Source organism: Candidatus Thiodiazotropha sp. LNASS1 (assembly GCF_964212655.1).
Lineage (GTDB): Bacteria > Pseudomonadota > Gammaproteobacteria > Chromatiales > Chromatiaceae > Thiodiazotropha.
Genome location: NZ_OZ156465.1, coordinates 458971 through 477000, shown reverse-complemented (window position 1 = coordinate 477000; position 18030 = coordinate 458971). Strand labels below are relative to the sequence as shown.

General features: G+C 47.6%; 16 protein-coding genes and 1 pseudogene. 5 read left to right on the top strand and 12 right to left on the bottom strand.

The features are described from left to right. Nucleotides 1-170 precede the first annotated feature (170 nt). On the bottom strand, nucleotides 171-899 hold the full coding sequence (locus tag AB8516_RS01990) for a flagellar motor protein MotB (protein ID WP_369157563.1): 729 nt from the start codon (nucleotides 897-899) through the stop codon (nucleotides 171-173). A gap of 41 nt (nucleotides 900-940) precedes the next feature. Further along, the gene (locus tag AB8516_RS01985; RefSeq protein WP_108289588.1) at nucleotides 941-1759 is read right to left on the bottom strand and encodes a motility protein A; all 819 of its coding nucleotides are present in this window, start codon (nucleotides 1757-1759) and stop codon (nucleotides 941-943) included. A gap of 173 nt (nucleotides 1760-1932) precedes the next feature. Between AB8516_RS01985 and AB8516_RS01980 the strand changes: the two genes are divergently transcribed. The 3 genes from AB8516_RS01980 (at nucleotide 1933) to AB8516_RS01970 (ending at nucleotide 5014) form a co-directional block, all read left to right on the top strand. Next, nucleotides 1933-2343: a DUF3617 family protein gene (locus tag AB8516_RS01980; protein WP_069128295.1), complete on the top strand. Its 411-nt coding sequence runs from the start codon at nucleotides 1933-1935 to the stop codon at nucleotides 2341-2343. 244 nt (nucleotides 2344-2587) lie between these two features. Next, on the top strand, nucleotides 2588-3352 hold the full coding sequence (locus AB8516_RS01975; RefSeq protein WP_369157560.1) for a c-type cytochrome: 765 nt from the start codon (nucleotides 2588-2590) through the stop codon (nucleotides 3350-3352). Nucleotides 3353-3427: 75 nt separating this feature from the next. Then, nucleotides 3428-5014: a SulP family inorganic anion transporter gene (locus tag AB8516_RS01970; protein ID WP_369157558.1), complete on the top strand. Its 1587-nt coding sequence runs from the start codon at nucleotides 3428-3430 to the stop codon at nucleotides 5012-5014. A gap of 29 nt (nucleotides 5015-5043) precedes the next feature. On the opposite strand, the gene mtgA is transcribed toward AB8516_RS01970, so the two are convergent. After that, nucleotides 5044-5778 (bottom strand): monofunctional biosynthetic peptidoglycan transglycosylase, encoded by a 735-nt coding sequence (mtgA, locus tag AB8516_RS01965; protein WP_369157556.1) that lies wholly within the window; start codon nucleotides 5776-5778, stop codon nucleotides 5044-5046. Between the two features lie 32 nt (nucleotides 5779-5810). Beyond that, a complete protein-coding gene (locus tag AB8516_RS01960; protein ID WP_369157554.1) occupies nucleotides 5811-6170 on the bottom strand; it encodes a GFA family protein in 360 nt (119 codons plus the stop codon). 563 nt (nucleotides 6171-6733) lie between these two features. On the opposite strand from AB8516_RS01960, the gene AB8516_RS01955 reads away from it, so the two are divergent. Next, nucleotides 6734-8383 (top strand): hypothetical protein, encoded by a 1650-nt coding sequence (locus tag AB8516_RS01955; protein WP_369157552.1) that lies wholly within the window; start codon nucleotides 6734-6736, stop codon nucleotides 8381-8383. An 18-nt stretch (nucleotides 8384-8401) separates the two neighbouring features. Here the strand turns inward: AB8516_RS01955 and AB8516_RS01950 are convergent, their stop codons facing one another. After that, a complete protein-coding gene (locus AB8516_RS01950; RefSeq protein ID WP_369157550.1) occupies nucleotides 8402-11365 on the bottom strand; it encodes an SPOR domain-containing protein in 2964 nt (987 codons plus the stop codon). 278 nt (nucleotides 11366-11643) lie between these two features. On the opposite strand from AB8516_RS01950, the gene AB8516_RS01945 reads away from it, so the two are divergent. Further along, nucleotides 11644-12129 (top strand): PEP-CTERM sorting domain-containing protein, encoded by a 486-nt coding sequence (locus tag AB8516_RS01945; protein ID WP_369157548.1) that lies wholly within the window; start codon nucleotides 11644-11646, stop codon nucleotides 12127-12129. A gap of 126 nt (nucleotides 12130-12255) precedes the next feature. Here AB8516_RS01945 and AB8516_RS01940 read toward each other — a convergent pair whose 3' ends face one another. The 7 genes and pseudogenes from AB8516_RS01940 to AB8516_RS01910 form a co-directional block, all read right to left on the bottom strand. After that, nucleotides 12256-12465: a hypothetical protein gene (locus AB8516_RS01940; RefSeq protein WP_069128303.1), complete on the bottom strand. Its 210-nt coding sequence runs from the start codon at nucleotides 12463-12465 to the stop codon at nucleotides 12256-12258. A gap of 1524 nt (nucleotides 12466-13989) precedes the next feature. Beyond that, nucleotides 13990-14418, bottom strand: coding sequence for an IS200/IS605 family transposase (tnpA, locus tag AB8516_RS01935; RefSeq protein WP_369157546.1), 429 nt, complete (start codon nucleotides 14416-14418; stop codon nucleotides 13990-13992). 65 nt (nucleotides 14419-14483) lie between these two features. Beyond that, complete coding sequence (locus AB8516_RS01930; RefSeq protein WP_369157544.1) at nucleotides 14484-14774, bottom strand: hypothetical protein; 291 nt, start codon at nucleotides 14772-14774, stop codon at nucleotides 14484-14486. Nucleotides 14775-15235: 461 nt separating this feature from the next. Next, entirely contained in the window at nucleotides 15236-15469 is a 234-nt protein-coding gene (locus AB8516_RS01925) for a hypothetical protein (protein WP_369157542.1), read from the bottom strand. A gap of 291 nt (nucleotides 15470-15760) precedes the next feature. Beyond that, complete coding sequence (locus AB8516_RS01920; protein ID WP_369157540.1) at nucleotides 15761-16336, bottom strand: hypothetical protein; 576 nt, start codon at nucleotides 16334-16336, stop codon at nucleotides 15761-15763. A gap of 2 nt (nucleotides 16337-16338) precedes the next feature. Further along, nucleotides 16339-16869, bottom strand: a pseudogene (locus AB8516_RS01915) (RHS repeat-associated core domain-containing protein); the annotation flags it as partial. 434 nt (nucleotides 16870-17303) lie between these two features. Continuing rightward, a complete protein-coding gene (locus AB8516_RS01910; protein WP_369157538.1) occupies nucleotides 17304-18029 on the bottom strand; it encodes a DUF6602 domain-containing protein in 726 nt (241 codons plus the stop codon). Nucleotide 18030 lies beyond the last annotated feature (1 nt).

Sequence of the window (18030 nt, the reverse complement as noted above, 5' to 3'; positions counted from 1 at the left end):
GGATATTCCAGGGAGGTTTGAACTTGACGTCGATCAAAAAACAGGGAACTAGGCCTGAGCGACGGACTAGAATGGGGAGTGCATCACATCAAATTATGAGTATAGGAATTTAAGGATGCCTCATCCATTCAGGACTCAGCCTGTATGAGACTTGAATAAGCATCTAACGGCTATTTCAAGAACTCCACGCGCAGATTGACACGGCGATTCTCGGCACGACCATTGGGATTTGAATTATCTGCAACAGGATGAGCATCCGCATAGCTGACCGAACGCAGATGTTTCGGCGCAAAACCCTGGTCCAACAGAAAACGGGTAACTGCATTGGCGCGAGCAGCTGCCAGTTCCCAATTCGACTGAAACCTGCCACCCAAAATCGGCCTGTCATCGGTATGCCCTTCCACGGCAATATCCGCCTCGCCAATCTCCTGCAGTGTCACAGCGAGCTTTTTCAATACGGGCAGGGCCTCGGCAAGCAGTTCCGCCTTGCCTGAATCGAAAAGAATCACATCGGCGATCTCCAGGGAGATCCCCTTGTCCCGTTGTACAACCTTAACCTCATCCTGGAAACGATCCTCTATCGCCGCAACCAGACGGGTTTCGGCATCAATGGTCTGTGCGGAATCAGCGTCAGTTTGAATCGATGGTTGCGGTTGTTGTACTTCAATAGTCGGCTCGTCGCTGGGAACGGCCTCATAGCTCGCCGCCATCCGGCTGTCTTCATTGGTTGTCTGGAGATGCTGTACTGCCATCTGTCCCAATAACACTACCAACATGGCCAGGATGACGCTCAGCACATCCACATAGGTCAGTAGCCATCCGCCATCGTTCTCTTCAATCTCCCAGGCATACCAGGTAGTGCCATCCAGTATTTCTTCCCTGGCTGCTTTATCGAGCATCTGGTTCTTTCCACTGTTGATGGTCATCGGTAGTCATGCCCTCAGGCCGCATGCTGGTTGGGATTTGCGATCAACTGCAACTCATGAGCCGCCTGCCGCATGTCCTGCCTGGCATTTACCTCATCCATCATTTCCCTGATCAGTTCAGCATGTTGCCGGTCGCACAACATCATGACTGCCTGGAGATGTGCGACGCGACGTGTAATCAACTGTCTGCCGCGTTGCTCGAGTTTGCTGGCTAAGGGTTTGAACACCAGATTGGCCAAAACCAGGCCATACACTGTGGTCAGCATGGCGAAACCCATGGCCGCACCGATAGAGGCCAGATTTCCGGACCCCAACCCGAATAACATCTGCACCAAACCAAGCAATGTTCCAAGCATGCCAAATGCCGGTGCATAGCCTCCCATGGCTCGCAACATCTCGGCAGGGCGGCGCAAGTGGTCCCGGTCTTCTGCAATCTGGCGCTGCAGCGTAAGCGTTACCTGGTCACGGGGAAAACCGTCCAAGATCAGTTGTGTCCCCCGGCGCAGCAGCGGTTCTGAGATCTGTTGAGTGACCGCTTCAGCCGGCCGAATTTCGCCGCGGCGGAAGTAATTTGCCGCTTGCAGAAAACGTCTGAACCCCTCTTCTTCGTCTTCCGTGTTGGCTGAGGGACGACGAAAATCGGCAATCAGCTCCCAAAGCGTCAATACGGAATTGAAGGAGTGGCTCATGATGGCTGTCAGTAGAGTACCGCCTACAACCAGGAAAAGACCTGAAATAATCGCGATCAGCCCGGAACCCGGGGCTAACAGCTGTATACTCACAGAACCCAGTACGGAGAGTGATAGCAACCCAATCCAAAGCTGAATAACCAATGCTGTTCTCCTGTTGAATATGCCCTTACCCAGTCCAACAGCAAATTGCAGGCCAAGTTTAACTTCGGAGCATTGTTGCCTTGTGAATCAGATCTCGTCATCGGCGTTCGAAACGCGATAGATTATCTGCCAGCTATTCCTGCTGACAGTTTCCAGTCTCATTGGATCTACCGATGAATTTCAGAACTATTGCTATCTCGCTCTCTTTTTTCCTGTTTCTCTCAAAGGTCAGCGACGCATCTGAGATCAATATGAATCCGGGAAAGTGGCAGTGGACAGCGGTACTGAATATGCCCGGCATGCCGATACAGCTGCCACCCACTTCCTATACAACCTGCATCACCAGGGCCGATTTCGTACCTAAGGAGAGTCAATTGGGAAAGGCTTGTGAAAATATCGAGCTCACCACAGAGGGGGATAAGGTGTCGTGGAATATTAGCTGCACCAAAGCGGCAGGTGTAACCAGAAGCCATGGAAGTATCACCTACCATGGTGATAGCGCCGAAGGTGTAATCAATATAGATGTGGAAGGTGTGCAAGTGAGTTCAAAGACCATTGGAAAGCGCTTAGGACCCTGTGATTAGAGTCATAAAGGTGAACTACACCAGACTCTGAAGCTTATATCTAAAAAAACCACTTTAATTATGGTAAATTCCTCCCACTCACCTGCCGCCTGCCAGGCTGCAGGTCACTTGGACACAGGTTCTAACATACCATGCATCTGTTATTTAGAATGTTTATAACACATTGAATAGCAAAAACATTATTTTACCGCGACTGGTTCGTCAGGTATTTGAATCCGGCCGATTTCTACACCCATTTATACTTATGTTTGGGCTGCTCGCTATCGAGCCTTTAGCAGCAGGCACCCCCGTCCCGATCGAAGAGTTACTCAAGCGGAGTTACCTGGACGATTACCATAGCAATGTTGTTTTCGGCTATCGCATCATCACTGAAACCGAACGCTTTGGCGCCCGTTATTCCGGCAACCAATTACGTTGCAGTAACTGCCACCTCAACGCCGGACGGAAACCGGATGCCATTCCCCTCAATGTTGCCGGTATGTACCCGAAATGGCGCAGTAAGAACGGGCGTCGGAATGGTATAGGACTGCGTATCCGTGAGTGTTTCGTCTATAGCCTGGATGGCATCATGCCTCCGGAGGACTCGCCGGAGATATTGGCTGTGGCGGCCTACATCTCCCATATCTCCTATGGTGAAATGATAGGCGAGGCACCACCGGGACGCGGGGTACCCACCCTGCCCGACACAGGCTATGACCCGAATCCAGCCAATGGCAAGGCCATCTATGACAGTAAGTGCGCCCTATGCCACGGCAGTGACGGCCATGGCATTCCAGGTATACCGCCGTTGTGGGGAATGGATGCATACAATAAAGGTGCCGGCATGGCCAATACCAAAAAGGCGGCCGGATTCATCTGGGCGAACATGCCCCTCGGACAGGAGCGTTCCCTGACCCATCAGGATGCCCTGGATGTATCGGCCTACATCAATATGCAGATCCGGCCGGGCGATCCCCGGCGAAGTAAAATGTTGAAACTCTTTGAATCCATCTCCGGACTGGTGGAGTAGATTGAGCTGCCGGAATAGACACGAGGTTAAACCATGGAATTTTGGGCCTGCTGACACTCGGCCAATGATAGTGATATGAGATATCTGCGACTGTTGTCGGAGTTAATTCCATGGAGGCCATCTCAAGCAGGAGAGCTGAAGCTAACGACAGAGGCGTTTGCCGCTGTTGTCGCAGCCATATTGGTGATACCCCAGGGCATCACCTTCGCCTATCTGGCAGGACTACCGCCTGAATATGGCATCTATACGTCGATTTTCGTAACCCTCTTCGCCAGTCTTTTCGGCACCAGTTCGATGTTGGGTGGACCAAACACCGCGGTTGCCGTATTGATCGGCATAACGGTAGCGCCTTTCGCAGGGCGTGGCAGCCCGCTCTATATCGACTATGTGATACTGCTCAGCCTGATGGTTGGACTGATTCAACTATCAATCTGGTTACTCAGGGGCGGCAAATATTTTCAATACCTAAGCCCGGCAGCCATAACCGGCATCACGGTCGGTGTAGGTATCATCCTCATCCTCTCATCTCTCGACGGTATGCTGGGGCTTACCCCATCGGGGACCCTTTTCTTCTTCGAAAAACTCTTTGTCATGGCTGATGATTGGCAGTCTTTGATCAATCCCTACAGCTTTACCATCGGTATCACAACTGTGATTACAGGAATCATCGCAAAAATCAGGTTCCCCCGGTATGCAATCCTGATCGCCATGGTTGTCGGCTATGCCGCAGGCCTGCTTGTGATGGGTATATTCACTCAAGTCGATACGGAAATAGAATTGCTTGGACATATACCCTTTCAGGCCCTGCCTCTCTCAAGCCCGAAGATGGATCTCGAGTATCTGCTGGTGGGATTGGCCATGTTACCCAATGCCATTACCATAGCGCTCATTGGACTGGCCCAGTCAATGGTGATCATCAAACACCTGCGCAGTGACACCGACCAGTCAATCAACCTGGATAAGGAGGTATTCGCTCAGGGTATCGCCAATACCCTCGCTGCCTTCTTTTCGAGCTTCGCAGGTTCCGGCAGTTTTAACCGAACAGCCTTGAACATGTCGTTGGGGGCAGCTACGCCCCTGGCCGGTATACTCTCAGCATTTATCGTTTTCATCCTGATTGATACCCTTGGCACCCTGCTCACCTATCTGCCGATGCCGGTTATCGCCGGCACATTGATGCTGGTGGGTATAGGTATGATCAAACCCGGAGAGATCGCCCGCCTGTTTTCCTGGACCGGCGAACTGTTGGTCTTTGTCACAACATTGTTCGGAATAGTATTTCTCGGCCTGCAAACCGGTTTGATCATTGCATTTATACTGTCGCTGATCCTGTTTGTTCTATCCGCTTCAAAACTTGATATTAATATTAAGAAGGAAGACGAATCGGTTCAGATCCGCGTCGAAGGCCATCTGTTTTATGCCTCAATCGATCAATTGAGCAGTCTGCTCAAGCGCCATCGATACGATAGCGTGCTTCTTGACTTGAGCGTGGTCTCCTATATGGATCTTTCCGCCACTGAAGCCCTGGCGAAGGACCTGCAAAATCGGGATACCGCGGAAACAACCTTTGTTATCGTCCTGACATCGCGGAAACTGCTTGATCATTTCCAGCAGCGTTTAGAGGGTATGCCGGTAGAGTTTGTCTTTCAGCCATCAACTTAGGCCCCGTGGACGACACCAGGCTCGTGGATTCAACCGCCGGTGACGGGCAGTAACCAGACATATCCCAGTCGATCCATCTGTTGCTCAATCCACACTGCCCGTTCACTGACATAGGGTGTTGGCGGTTCTGCACGGTAGCGCCAGGGATTGGGAAGAAGCGCCGCCAATCTGGCCATTTGATTATGCGATATCTGATCCAGTGGAAGCTGGTACCAATATTCGCTGGCGGCGGCAACACCGTAGACACCAGGACCAAACTCTACAATGTTCAGGTAGACCTCGAGAATTCTACGCTTACCCCAGAGTACTTCAAGCACAAGGGCAAGACCTCCTTCAAGCAGTTTACGGCTCCAATCCCGACGCTGCCAAAGAAAGAGATTTTTTACCGTCTGCTGAGTCAGGGTGCTGGCGCCGCGTAGCGCCCTACCTCTTTCAGCCTCTTTCAGGACCTGTTGAACCGCGTTGAAGTCAATTCCCATGTGACGGGGATAATTCTGATCTTCCGCTGCCACCACTGCCAGTTGCATGGCGGGCGGTATGTACTGCAGGTCCCACCACTCATGTTTCGATACAATTGATTGGTTGACAGGGGGATTGAGTTCTCGTTGAAGTTTCCACGACCATGTCGGCGGATCAACGAAACGGAATATCAGTATCAATGCGAAAAGCAACATCGATGATGCGAAGAAGAGTAGAAAGACCCACCTCAACAATCCCTTGTAAAAACGCTGGAATTGTCCTCTTTTGCCTCTTTTACGGGCCATTTTGCACTTTACTGATTGTGAACGCAGATAAATTAAAGCAGATGCTTGCCATCAAACAGATCGTACTCCATTGAAAAGGGATCGATCCCCTCAATACAGCCCAGATTGGCGCGGAAGTGCCCCGGAAACCTGGCGGTTTCATGAAATGTGTAGATGCCGCAACGGTTACAAAAATAGTGCTTCGCTGTCTTGGCGCCAAACTGATAGAGGCCTAATGCACCCTCTTCCGCCTGGATTTTGAATTGTTCCGGTGGGATCGCTTGGGAACTCATCATCGCACCCTTACGGGTACAAATTGAGCAGTTACAACGCAATCCCTTTTCAATGATATCGCCCTCAAAAGAGAAGCGGACAGCACCACAATGACAGCAGCCTTGGTAGTTATCAGCCATATTGATCTCCGGCTCAACCTAAAAGGATCTTAAGACCGCATATTGAACTTCTTCTATATCACGGCCAGATAAATGACCATAGCCTAACGTAAGAATCAGTCACAAACCCATCGTGGACCACTTTGGCCGGTAAAGTCATTATTACAGTGAACCAGAATACCGACTCCAGTGGCAACCACAAAGGGCTGAAGATGAGAAAGCCATTCAATATCAACCGCGACACTATGCCTGCCAGTAGCGCGGTCACACCATTCACACACCCAGCGAAAGTCAGTCACCCACCCTTGTGTCTGATTGTAAAAAAATAGACGCTGGAAATACCACAACTATTGCGCTGATTAAAAAGGAACCGGAATCACATCCCCTCTACGCATCGTTTGTATTTCAATAGAGCTCAGCCTGCGAATGGATCCTCGGGTAAGATTCAACCAGGGCTTGTTGCATGAATTATGGTGTATGACCGCCATTTCCCTACATCCACTCTGTTAAAACTGAAACGGTGGCCTGCTATAAAACCAGCAGATGCTACAAAAGGCGCAGACAACAGATAGGGTGCGAGCAAGATGATCCCATTACCCAGTGGACAGTTGGCCGGAATAAGTAATATCCGCGCACGCTACCACGCATTGCGACTCAACCGCGTGGTAGGTGCGGACACATCTCATCGTGATTTGTATGGTTTTGTCGACATCATCGTCAAACCGGATCGGTTGAAAAACCCACCCTATCATCCCTCTTTTGTTTTCTCCGGTTATACGCTTGCAGATCTGCCACGACTCCACTGGTCATCATCAGACTACCAGGCCTTCGATGATTGGATACAGCAGGAACAGCAGATCAGGGAGATCGAGCATGTTCGAAAACGCGTGACCGGGGATAAACTTGTATTGACGGAAAAACAGTATAGCTATCCCAAACAGCTCTACAGCAGTTTACGTAAAAAGATAGAACAGATGTCTATGCATCGTGCTTCGCCGGTACAATGGCGGCAAACATTGTTGAATCTGTCACGTTCGGGTGTCCGTGAAGAAGAGATAACCTGGTCCGGCCTGATGCCCTTTCTGGATAAGATGGAAGAAGACAGCAGGACCGCTATCACCCGGGATCAACTTTTGTCGCATATTGATTTCTCAATTACCCGTCTCAGTCTGACCAATGAGATCGTCAGAGATCAAGCCTGTCAGCTTGAGTTCACAGAAATACCCACCTCAAAATCGATCAACCTTTCAATTACGCCCAGAGCCATTACCGAACCCAGTGATTGTTGCGTCCTTCGTTACGTGGATCCTGTCCACTACTACAAGGTGGGATATCTGAAAAAGCAGAAAGGCTGGAATACCCTCGCCTCATCGCAACAGTGGTTTGCACTCGATTCAGTGGGCAATCCGATAGGTGACAACGAAACCAATCAGCATCACTTTGCAACCAAGGAACAGGCCTTCACTACCGCCAGTCGACATGCTCTGCAACATCTGGGCATTCCTGTCGCCTATACACACTACGGCCGTTATGAGCATAAAAGTCTGTACGGCGGAAGCGACTATCGCGAGTGGTTGCTGACACTGCCCGACTATCCGCTTTCACATTTCACCGGCCACTACCATGCCCGAAACCTGCTTGTACACTTCCGCACCAAACAGCGTATTGACTGCCGGGGCAGGCGATTGCTGTTCATTGAGGAGATACAGAGTGATTGGCACCAGAGCGGCGCCATGTATGGATACAAAGATCGCTGGCCTGGCAGGATAACACCCGCACCTTTCCGCAGGGAGTGGCTGAGTTTAGCCTTGAAACTTCTGCTTATGCACGCTGCTGAAGATGACTATGACGCCATCGCCTGGACACGAGGTGAAGTCCAGGAATCACACTATTTCAAAAAACTGTCAACCGTCAAACGCCTGTATGACAATGAGATACCAAAAATAATCGGGCGGCTCTGTGAAGGCCTCGACCTGACGATCGGTAATACCCGGATAACCACCAAAGAGCCGCGCCTGCAAATTGCCCGGCATCTGGACAAGTGGTTCTTAACAGATCGGACCGGTAGTTTTTACACCCGTCCCCGCTATACCCAACAGGAGGCCATGAAGGTATTCTCCAGACACTGCAAGCAGATCGATTTGGAAGTGCCCGTTATGATCCTGAGCCGGTCAGCCAAAGAGTGGATTAAAAACAGCGGTTTTCCCTTGTTTGGTGAAATCGCAGTGGATTGAATCAAGAGACACCTAACCTTACAGTCTATTGATCGTTCCTTTGTCCGGCATTTTTCTTATCCATGGTTGCTGGGATTTCAAGGATTCTGGAAGGGTCTCCAGTGCGTTTGCAGCTTCTGTATAGGTATCATACGTACCGTGCAGCAGGATGTACCATGCACTCCCTTCTCGCTCGGTACCGATATAGGCTAATTCTCTCTTCAGGCCGTGCTTGTCGGCAAAAGCTGCAATTGACTCTTGGTTGGAAACACCGATCAGCTGAATGGTATAGCCGCCACGGCTTCTTAACGCCTGCCAGCCATCTTGTGACACCGGTTGTTGCTCCAACTGTTGATACTCGCTCTTTAGCCCCTGCAGAGTGGTAGCCATCTGGTTTATTATCGCGGCCATCTCATCCTGGCTGCTGAGATAAACACGGTTCTGCGCATCAAGTTGTTCAATACGGGAGCCAAACTCTTTTCTCAGACTCTCCAGCATCACTTCCATTCGCTGCAGCCGTTGTTCCGTCCTCACATCTAAGGTCGATGGCTCCAACGCTTCTGTCTGTCCGACCGGGCTTCGATCCCTATCCACGGCCCCGCCCGCCACTGACCCTATCGATGCGGCGATTTGCTGTTCAAACTCATCCAATCGCTGCTCGAAGGTCTCCTGTTGGTTCATCAGCTCTTCGACCGCCAATGAATCATAGGCGCTTCCCTCCTGAGCAACGCCACCGCTCATCAGCTTTTCAATCTCGTCCCGAGTCATATAGTTTTCACTGGCTTCCATCAGCTTCAGTGAGATGTCACGCTCGAAACCGCCAAACTTGTCGGTAAAATATTGGTAACCCAACAGGATGGAAAGCAGGAGTAATACAAAAAGCCCGCCAATCGCAATGCTATGATATGTCCCGCTCGACCTGGCTGACTCCACCTGCGCACCGAGCAGGCCCAGACGTTCAACCATCTGCTCCGATTCCTCCTGGCGTTTGCCGTATTCGGAGGTCATCGCCTCGAGAAAGGTTTTCTGTTTTTCAGTCTGTTCCAACAGTAGATGATGATCTGTTTTAATATCCGTGATCACATCGGAGAGAGTGTGGCTGTTTTGTTCCTGGAGTTGCAACCGATCCCGGGTTTCTGACTCTGTTTCCAGTAATTGATGGTGCCTGGAGTCAATGTCTTTAAACTGTGCTTGCAGGGATGATTCCAGATCATCCAGGCGTTGCGACAACCCTTCATTCAGCCCTGATTGTTCGGCCAGTTGCGCCAATGCGGTCTTCACGCGCTCCTGCAGAGAATCGATCCCTAAGTCGCTAAATTCACGGAGTTCCTTTTGATCTTGCTCAACAACGGACAATTGTTGTGAAATTTGTGTCTGCTTCTGTTCCCCTTGGTGCAGTGTCTGCTCCAATGTGTCGAGGCGTTCGCTGAGTTTGCCGGCACTCTCTTTCAGGCCGCTGGCGTCTTCCTGCAAAGCAGCGGTGGTCAACTTGAGATCCACGCCATGCCTACTCTGCTCGGTCATCTCATCAGCAACGCTGTTCAACCTGTGCAACTGATCCTGTGCAGCCTCTTCTCGTTCCTTGAACAGGCGCTCTGTATTGACCAATCGCGCCTCGATTTCATCCACTCTCCGGTTGATTTCACTCCTGGCGGCAGTAACCGATTCCTGCAATTGCTCTCGATTACCGGCCTGCTGGTCGAGATCGGTGGCAAGTGAGTTCAATCTCTCTGCGGCCTCATGCTCATCCATATCGAGCACCTGCAATTTCGATTGCAGACCGCTTATCTCCCCTTTCAATTGGTTGACCGTCTCCTCAAAACGCTCTCTCTGTTCCTCGATTACAGTAGAGATTGAGGTCAATGGATCCGGCAGATCCGCTTGCTGGTCTATGTAACTTGATAGCCGGAGATCAGTGGATGCAAGCTGCTCTTGCAAACTGCGGCTACTGTCAGCCAGATCATTGTTAAGATGATTGACCCTGTCCTGGAAAGATTGGTGCTTGACCGCTTGTTCATTCAATGCCCCATCGATGGAATCGAGGCGCGCTGCCAACTCGCGATTCTTATCCGCCAACAGGGATGTCATATCCTCTTCGGCCTGGTTGAGTTTCCGCTCCAACTCCAGCAGTTGGGACGCATCGGCATTGGAAACCGGTTCAAAATCCTTGACCAGGTTCTCCAACTTCGACAGACGTTGCTCCAATACCTCGTTCTTGCGCGCCTTATCCTGCTGTTGACTCTCCAGTCTGGCCCCGGTTTCACCTATGCGATTGGCAAGCTCCAACAGGCGACGTTCCAACTCCTTCTGCTGACCACCCTTCTCAGTGAGCTGATGTCTCAGATGCTCAATCTCATGACGCAGGGGTTGAGCACTCTCCTGCAACAGCCGGGAGACCTCCTGTTGCGGTTCTCCCTGCTCAGTCTGACTCAGCACCTGTTTGTGGCTGAGTTCAGCGATATCGTTCTGCAGGCTCTGAATTTGCGATTCATGATTCGAGTCGCTGATCAGGAGTTCACTGCCACTCTCCTCAAGGCGCCTGATATGGGACAGCAAATCGGCGATTTCCCGTCGCAGATCGTCTGTGTCATTGGCAGCGCTATCTGCCGACCGACTGTCACGCTCCAAAGCCTGTTTGAACGCCTGTTGCTGCTCATGCAGTGATGCCAGCTGTTCGTTCAAATAGTCGATGTTTCGCTGAATCTCTTGTTGTTCCGGGCGGGATTCCTCGGTGGTACTCCGATCCGAGGCTTGCAGCCGCAGGGAGTCCAGCAGACTACTCAGCTCTTCCTCTTGAGAGATCAATTGCCCAATCTGATTCTGCATCTCCTGCAGACGCAGTTGCATGCCAGTATTGGCCTCACTCAACTGATCCAGTTTCAATCCTTGATTGAGCTTGTCGTGGGAAACTCGATTGAGCCGGTTGTTCAGATCGGAGAATTGGTCAACCAATCGCTTCATTCTGACCGCGAGTTCTTTTTTCTTGAGATTCTTCTTTTTCACCGGCTTTGCTGAGAGATAATCTTAAACAATGAATCTATCTCAATAAAAAATCAGGAATTATCATACTACTTTTTAGCATAGATTTGTTCAGGTTGATACTACAAATATCGAAAATACAAATAAGATTCCGCCCGCATGGCCGGCCGAGTTCATACGCAAATATGCGGCGCGATTGTTTTATCCTTTAGACTCATGAGGAAGGTTCGCTGCTTTCCTGTAAACCTTCAGGTTAGGATTTAAAATCCCCACAAACAATATCAATCAAAGGGAGCACGATCATGGATAAGATTAAGTATTTGTTTTTCTTTATGTTATCAGGTTTTTTCGGTACCACTGACGCGCTACCAATCTTCAGTCACACCACAAATGGCCCGGGGTTCTACACGATAAGCGCCGACGGCACAAACGAACCGACCGGTCTGGCCGGGCTTAATGTGGACAACATTATCGGTACAGCTGTCGGTAACGATTATGGGATCAATTATTCGGATTATTTTTCGATCATTGACACTGATTCAGACAACCTGCTGCAATTCACATTTACCGATAACAATAATTTAATCGAACTCACCGGCACTGCCTTCTATGACAATGAAGCGATTGAGGCCTTTACCTACAGTCTTGCGGGTGAAACAGCGAATCCGCCGGTTCCCCCATCCAGCCCGACTCCAACACCGAATGTTCCGGAACCCTCTACCTTCCTTCTGCTGGGCGCGGGCCTGATCGGTATCGGGATAACCCGCTTGCGTCAACGCAATTCGTAGCCGTTAATCCATTCACATTGAAAAAAAGGGAGACATCACTCTCCCTTTTTTTCTTGATTGAAGTTAGGCGCATGCTGACGAATGGCATACCCTCACAGACTCGATCACGGGCACCGGATCGGATAATCAGGATTCATACCTGTCTTCAATGGCAATGCCCTTTTCATACTCTTCGATATGCAGGACCTCGGCTATCTGCTTGTGATAGGCAATGTCCGAGGGCCAGTAAAACACATCACCGGTCTCTTTCTCTTCAATCCACCTGGCGGCACCCTCGCTCGATAAGGTAATCAGCTCTTTGATCTTAGCGTTAGAGGGATTTCGATAAATAATCATTTCCTTCTCCTTACGCTTGTTGTTATCCCGAGACTATTATCCCAACCGCAAGCAGCGCAAAACAGTGAATATTACCCATCATGATTGTCAGATAGTGCACTTACAGTGCTGAGTTGAATGGGTGAAAACCGCTCGATGCCGCATGCCTGATCGATCTGAGTGCTGAGCAGTGTCACTATTATGTTGGAGAAAATATATATATATCGTCCTCCAGAGCAATTATCATGATTATTACAGCTCAAATCTGTTAGGAAAGCTGGATTTGATGGCATTGCTGAGAGGCGATCCGCTATGTGATTAGTAATCCGATATTCATCAAATGGCTTTGCTTTGATAGTTAACGGGGCGGCAGTATTATCATTTCAGGAAATCTTCACAAGCAGCGACAACCTATAAAAATACTGGAACTTCATAGCCTTAAATATCATATTTAGTACTTCATAATACACTTACCATCTGATTTTATTCATTTTTTTGCTTTTTAAATTCTTTTGTCTAACCTTATATTTTATGTTGTTTTGTATCACCAACCACATGACAACTAATCAGTACCTTATATTAAAAAAAAAATTTTTTATACCACTCAATGAGGGTAGGAGTAGACAAATGACTACGTTGATCAATCGATTTGGTAATATCTGTATCTGGTGTATCGGCGCCGCACTGGCGGTGCTTGCTGTCGTAACCGCACTAGTAATGATCTGGTTATCCTTTATTTAACTGACTGCACAAATATTGAGGAAGTTCTGATTGATTCATTATTCCGGAGCAGCCGTAATCGAGCAGGCTATTTAAGGCAATCGTCACAATTCAGCACCTGCACTTCATTCTATTCGGGATAATGAATAACCTTAATAATGTGTTGATGTAATATAGACAATGGCATGGAAGCCATAAACACTCTCACTCCCCGGCAATATCGTTACTCTCTTTCTTTTTCATAATAGATTGCATCGGTAACAATCACTGAAACCCACCCCCAATTGCTGACTGAACCACAAAATCATCATCGCACCACGCACAACCTGATCGGCCCCTATTCGTAAGCTTGATCTTCTCTTTAATACTCGTAATTGCGCTATGACATAAGCTGCATTATGGGTCCCTTATACTTTCAAGGGAGATTGCATTGATGAGTCTTCTGCATACTTTAAGTGCAAGTAAATTTGCGCAAGCCGGATAATTGCAGACCTCTAACCCGACCTTCATTACAGGCCTTGTTTTTAGATCAAAAAATATGCCCTCGCAGGGACCAATCTCTACTTACCAAGAGTGTAAGTATAGGGTGAGGGATAATCGCCTTTAATACACCATGATACGGGGCCTTGCTTGGCGTACTTTTCTCAATCCATTACGTTGATTGACGATTTTTCAACCTGCTGAATCCAATTCCCGCAAGTCCAGTCACCATGAGTAACAAAACAGTAAGTATCCCCCGGCAAAGCCGGGGGCTTTAGTTGTGAACCGCTCGAAGCGGTCTGTAAAACGGAGCCTATTGGCTCCTTGAGCCCCTCAAAGGGGCTGTTACATCAACTGTAATTGATCAATCCTGCGGTCTTCCGCTTCCTGGTGCCGTATATACTCCCGAATCACCTGCTCATCCCTGCCTACCGTCGAAGTAAAATATCCCCTGGCCCAGAAATGATGGCCAACATAGTTCCTTTTACGACCCAGGTAGGTACGGGCTATGTGGATCGCACTTTTCCCTTTGATAAACCCAACTACCTGCGATACCGCATATTTTGGTGGTATCGATATCATCATATGTACATGATCAGCCATGACATGCCCTTCCTCTATCAAACTCTCTTTCTGCCTTGCCAACCGATGGAATACCTCTCCAAGCTCCTGCCTGATCTGCCCAAAAAGCGTCTTCCTCCGGTACTTCGGGATAAACACAATATGGTACTTACACTCCCATCTCGTGTGGCTTAAACTTTCTACTTGTCTCATGGTTTCTCCTTAGCGTGTTGCTTGGCGGCTCACGCTTTGGGGTTACTATGAGACTCCTGTTTCTGTCAAACTGTTGATGCCTCCCCAGCAGAGCTGGGGGGTCTCCATTTTTGTCTAGGTTCAGGTACGTTGACATTTTCATGATTGAATAAATGAAGTCCATTCTCAGGAGTAGTATCATACCATTCAGTTATATTAACCGCGGTCTCGATCCAGTTACCATCCAGTAGGTAGCCAGTTAGGAGATCATCTTCTAGTTTCAAATCCCAACCATGAACATGAACAGTACCACTACGTCCGATATTTATTCCTTCACCTACAACATTATGGCCGATTAACCCGCCATATATAGACATAAGAGACCCACTTGCGTATTCCAGACCAGATTGCACATTGTTCCAAAAAAGGCTGCCTCTTGATCCAGAAAAGTCTGCACATGAGTCCAGAACCTTTACTATCGTTACGATTCCGGCGACAAACCTAATTATCTAAATGTACGATGCAGGCGCTGCACCGAATTGCCCGCTATTCTGCAAAGCCCTGACCACTGAAACCGAAATGGCCTGACCAGCCTGCTGCTATTGACCGGCTAAAAGCTGAAAATCTCTTGTAGTTTTTACTCTGACCCCAAACTCCTTAGGTAATATTGGTAATCTGTCTCAGAAGCGAATACAACATTCCAGTCGTGACCCCGTTGAACTACGTGGTGTGGGTAATTGGGGATAACAACTCTGCCTCTCCTTGGCATAGCAATCATTCCTTTTATATTTCAAAGAAACCTAAACTCCGTTTAGATAAAGTCAAATAAATAAATCTGTCACCTTTTACCGAGGCTAGATGGAGTTAAAAATAAAATAAATCTGTCACCTTTTTCATAGCATCTAACAAGCATCATTGCCGCTTCGCCTGGCCCGCTATCAGGACTCATGCCTTGGCCAATCGAGGTGATTTCTTTTCCGATAATAGTCTCAAGCTGAGACTGCGACATGCCCAGTGCTTCGCCTGCATTCAAAAATGCCTCTAACAAAGCAATTTCTCGATTCTGAGTCATTCAATTAAGCCATTGTGAATTATGAGTAACACTCCCTAGCAATAGCCAGAATCACAATACTGAATCTCTTTTTACCTCTAATGAGACTAAGGAATCAACAAGTGCATTCGCAACTTCACGATGCCAGAATCATCTGACTGTATGCCCTGTTTCCGATTTCCCCACCAAATCGGATACATCTAACCACTGAAACCAGAAAACACTGACCAGATTCTGCCATTAAACAGCTAAAAGACTCTCACTACAAAAAAGTATCTTCCATCTGATAGTAAACTTCTCAAAGATCTTCAATCACACCTTAGATTTCCAATTGATTTTCGATGTTACCAGTGCAATTTTGTCTGATACATCATTAATATTATCTATAGCAACAGAAAACCCTTCTGGCAGGATTTTCCAATAAGTTGGTTTCCACGGTCGTATCACTAAAATGTTTGTTATGCTTGATTTTTTAAGATGTGTAAGAGTCTCAGAAATAATAAACTCTATAATCTCTTTTGATCCTGCTTCAATAGTAACTATCTCAGCAGTACCATCTTCAGATACATCACAATCTATCGAAACATATTTTTCCCAATTTGGGTTGCTATATGACTCCCATAATCTTCCGCCTTCCTTGGTCATAGCGACAAACCAGCCATCCTCTATGTTCTCTGTTTTTTTTGGCTGATGCTGTATTCCTTCTCTATCCACGAAAAAGATATAATCAGACTTATACAAAGCAAATAAGCTTCCCTTGAGAGTTAATTTATCAATATCATGATGTGGACGGTTAAAAATTCCTTCAAAGTCTTCATCAACCATATCACCGATCTTTGACTGTAGATCATAGATACAATCAAAAATAATAGCTTCGATTTTATCCATTTTTAGTGTACTCGGTACTTTGTCAACAATTTAGGTCCAGCAGGACTGTCTTGGCAACATGTACATGATGTTATTGATCCAGCCCTCATACCTGCCACACGAATATTCCAATGAGTTCCTTCTCCAGCAGTACCTTTACATGGACCACCTCTAATAGGGCTTGGGTTGTGCAGCTTTGCATTTGTAATCCTTAAGGAGTTTAACGCATCTCTTTTGCTGCTGTAGTTATATCCAGTTAGTTTTGAACACTGAATATAGTTTGGATACTTCGTCTGACAATTTTGACATTCACTAGATGAGCTAGAACTAGTTTGTGAGTCACTAGAGCTGCTGCTTATTGCACTTGCAATTATTCCAATAACTATGATTTCATCAATTGGTCCTGTAAATATATCATCTATACCAAACCATAGCCCTAATGGGTCTGTCCGTATAATAGGATTAGCGCCTACATAGGCATATGTGTTCAATCCACCAGCTAAACCTATTGGATCAGACTCTAAGTATCTGCCAGTAGACGGATCATACGTCCTAAAGTAGTTGTAATCTGAACAACCTTAGAGCCTCTTCCTCCAGCGTCAGAATAAAGTTGATATATCAACCGATTATCAGCTTCTTCCAAGCATCAGCGAAACGCTGAATAATTTTCCCAGGTGCATAAATTCAGCAGTGTTTAGAACTTATTTCTTTTTCTTTGCCTTCTGTGCTAGAGCACTACCTGCCGCGGATTTGGATGCTTTGCTCGTTCTCCCATCGCGTAACGTCTTTGATGCAGCCGATGCTGCTGAAGTGGATGTCTGTTTCTTTGGGGCTTTTCTCTGAGAAAGCGTACTTCCAGCCGCTCTTTTCGATTTTGTTCCAGTTGAATTAGATCTGAGAGTTTTGGAAGCATTGCTAGCGGCTCTCTTGCCAGTAACCTTTTTATTCATAAGCCTAATCTCCTAAAATCGCACAGAGTTAATAAATGTTAATCGTTCAGGAATTTTGCATATTCCCTAATATCTATCATTGGAACTGTTCCACTAAATTGAAGTCGAGCTATAAGCTCAAAAATAAAGGCTGTTGCGGCCTTCTCGCTACTCATATACATATATTTTGCACTGTCGGACTCATACAGAAATATGCCATGTTCAGCTATACATCCCATGTTCAGCAAACTATCTCCAAGGCCTTTACACAAAGCTCTATCAAGTGAATCACCTAGAGGGGGATTCCACTCGCTCTCTAGAGTCAGTATACCTCCAATAATTGGTATCAATGGCTTTGGGGGGTATACCCCACCAGCATGAGGTATTGGGAGGCTTGTTCTATGGAGGCGCCGAACACTTGTGATTTTTTCTTGGGCGTACTCGATATAGCCAGCATTTACTGCCTGTTTTGCCTCAAATACAGCATATACGCTCTCTGCTGGAATGTATGTTTGTCCGTGAAATTTGAATAAAAACGGTGAATATTGTTGATCAAAAATCACTACATCTATCTGATCACTAAACTTACCCTTACTATCTACAACAAATGCTTTTTCAGCCTGATATCTTGCTGGCAGATACTCTTTGAATAATTCCAACCATACTTCCTCACTAGCGTCACCTTTCGCTCCGGGGTGTCCAATGGACCTTCTTGCAGCTATAAGCTGATTACGAATATCATTGTGGAGCTCCGAAAAAATAGTATGCAGTGTCCCATTTTCCATA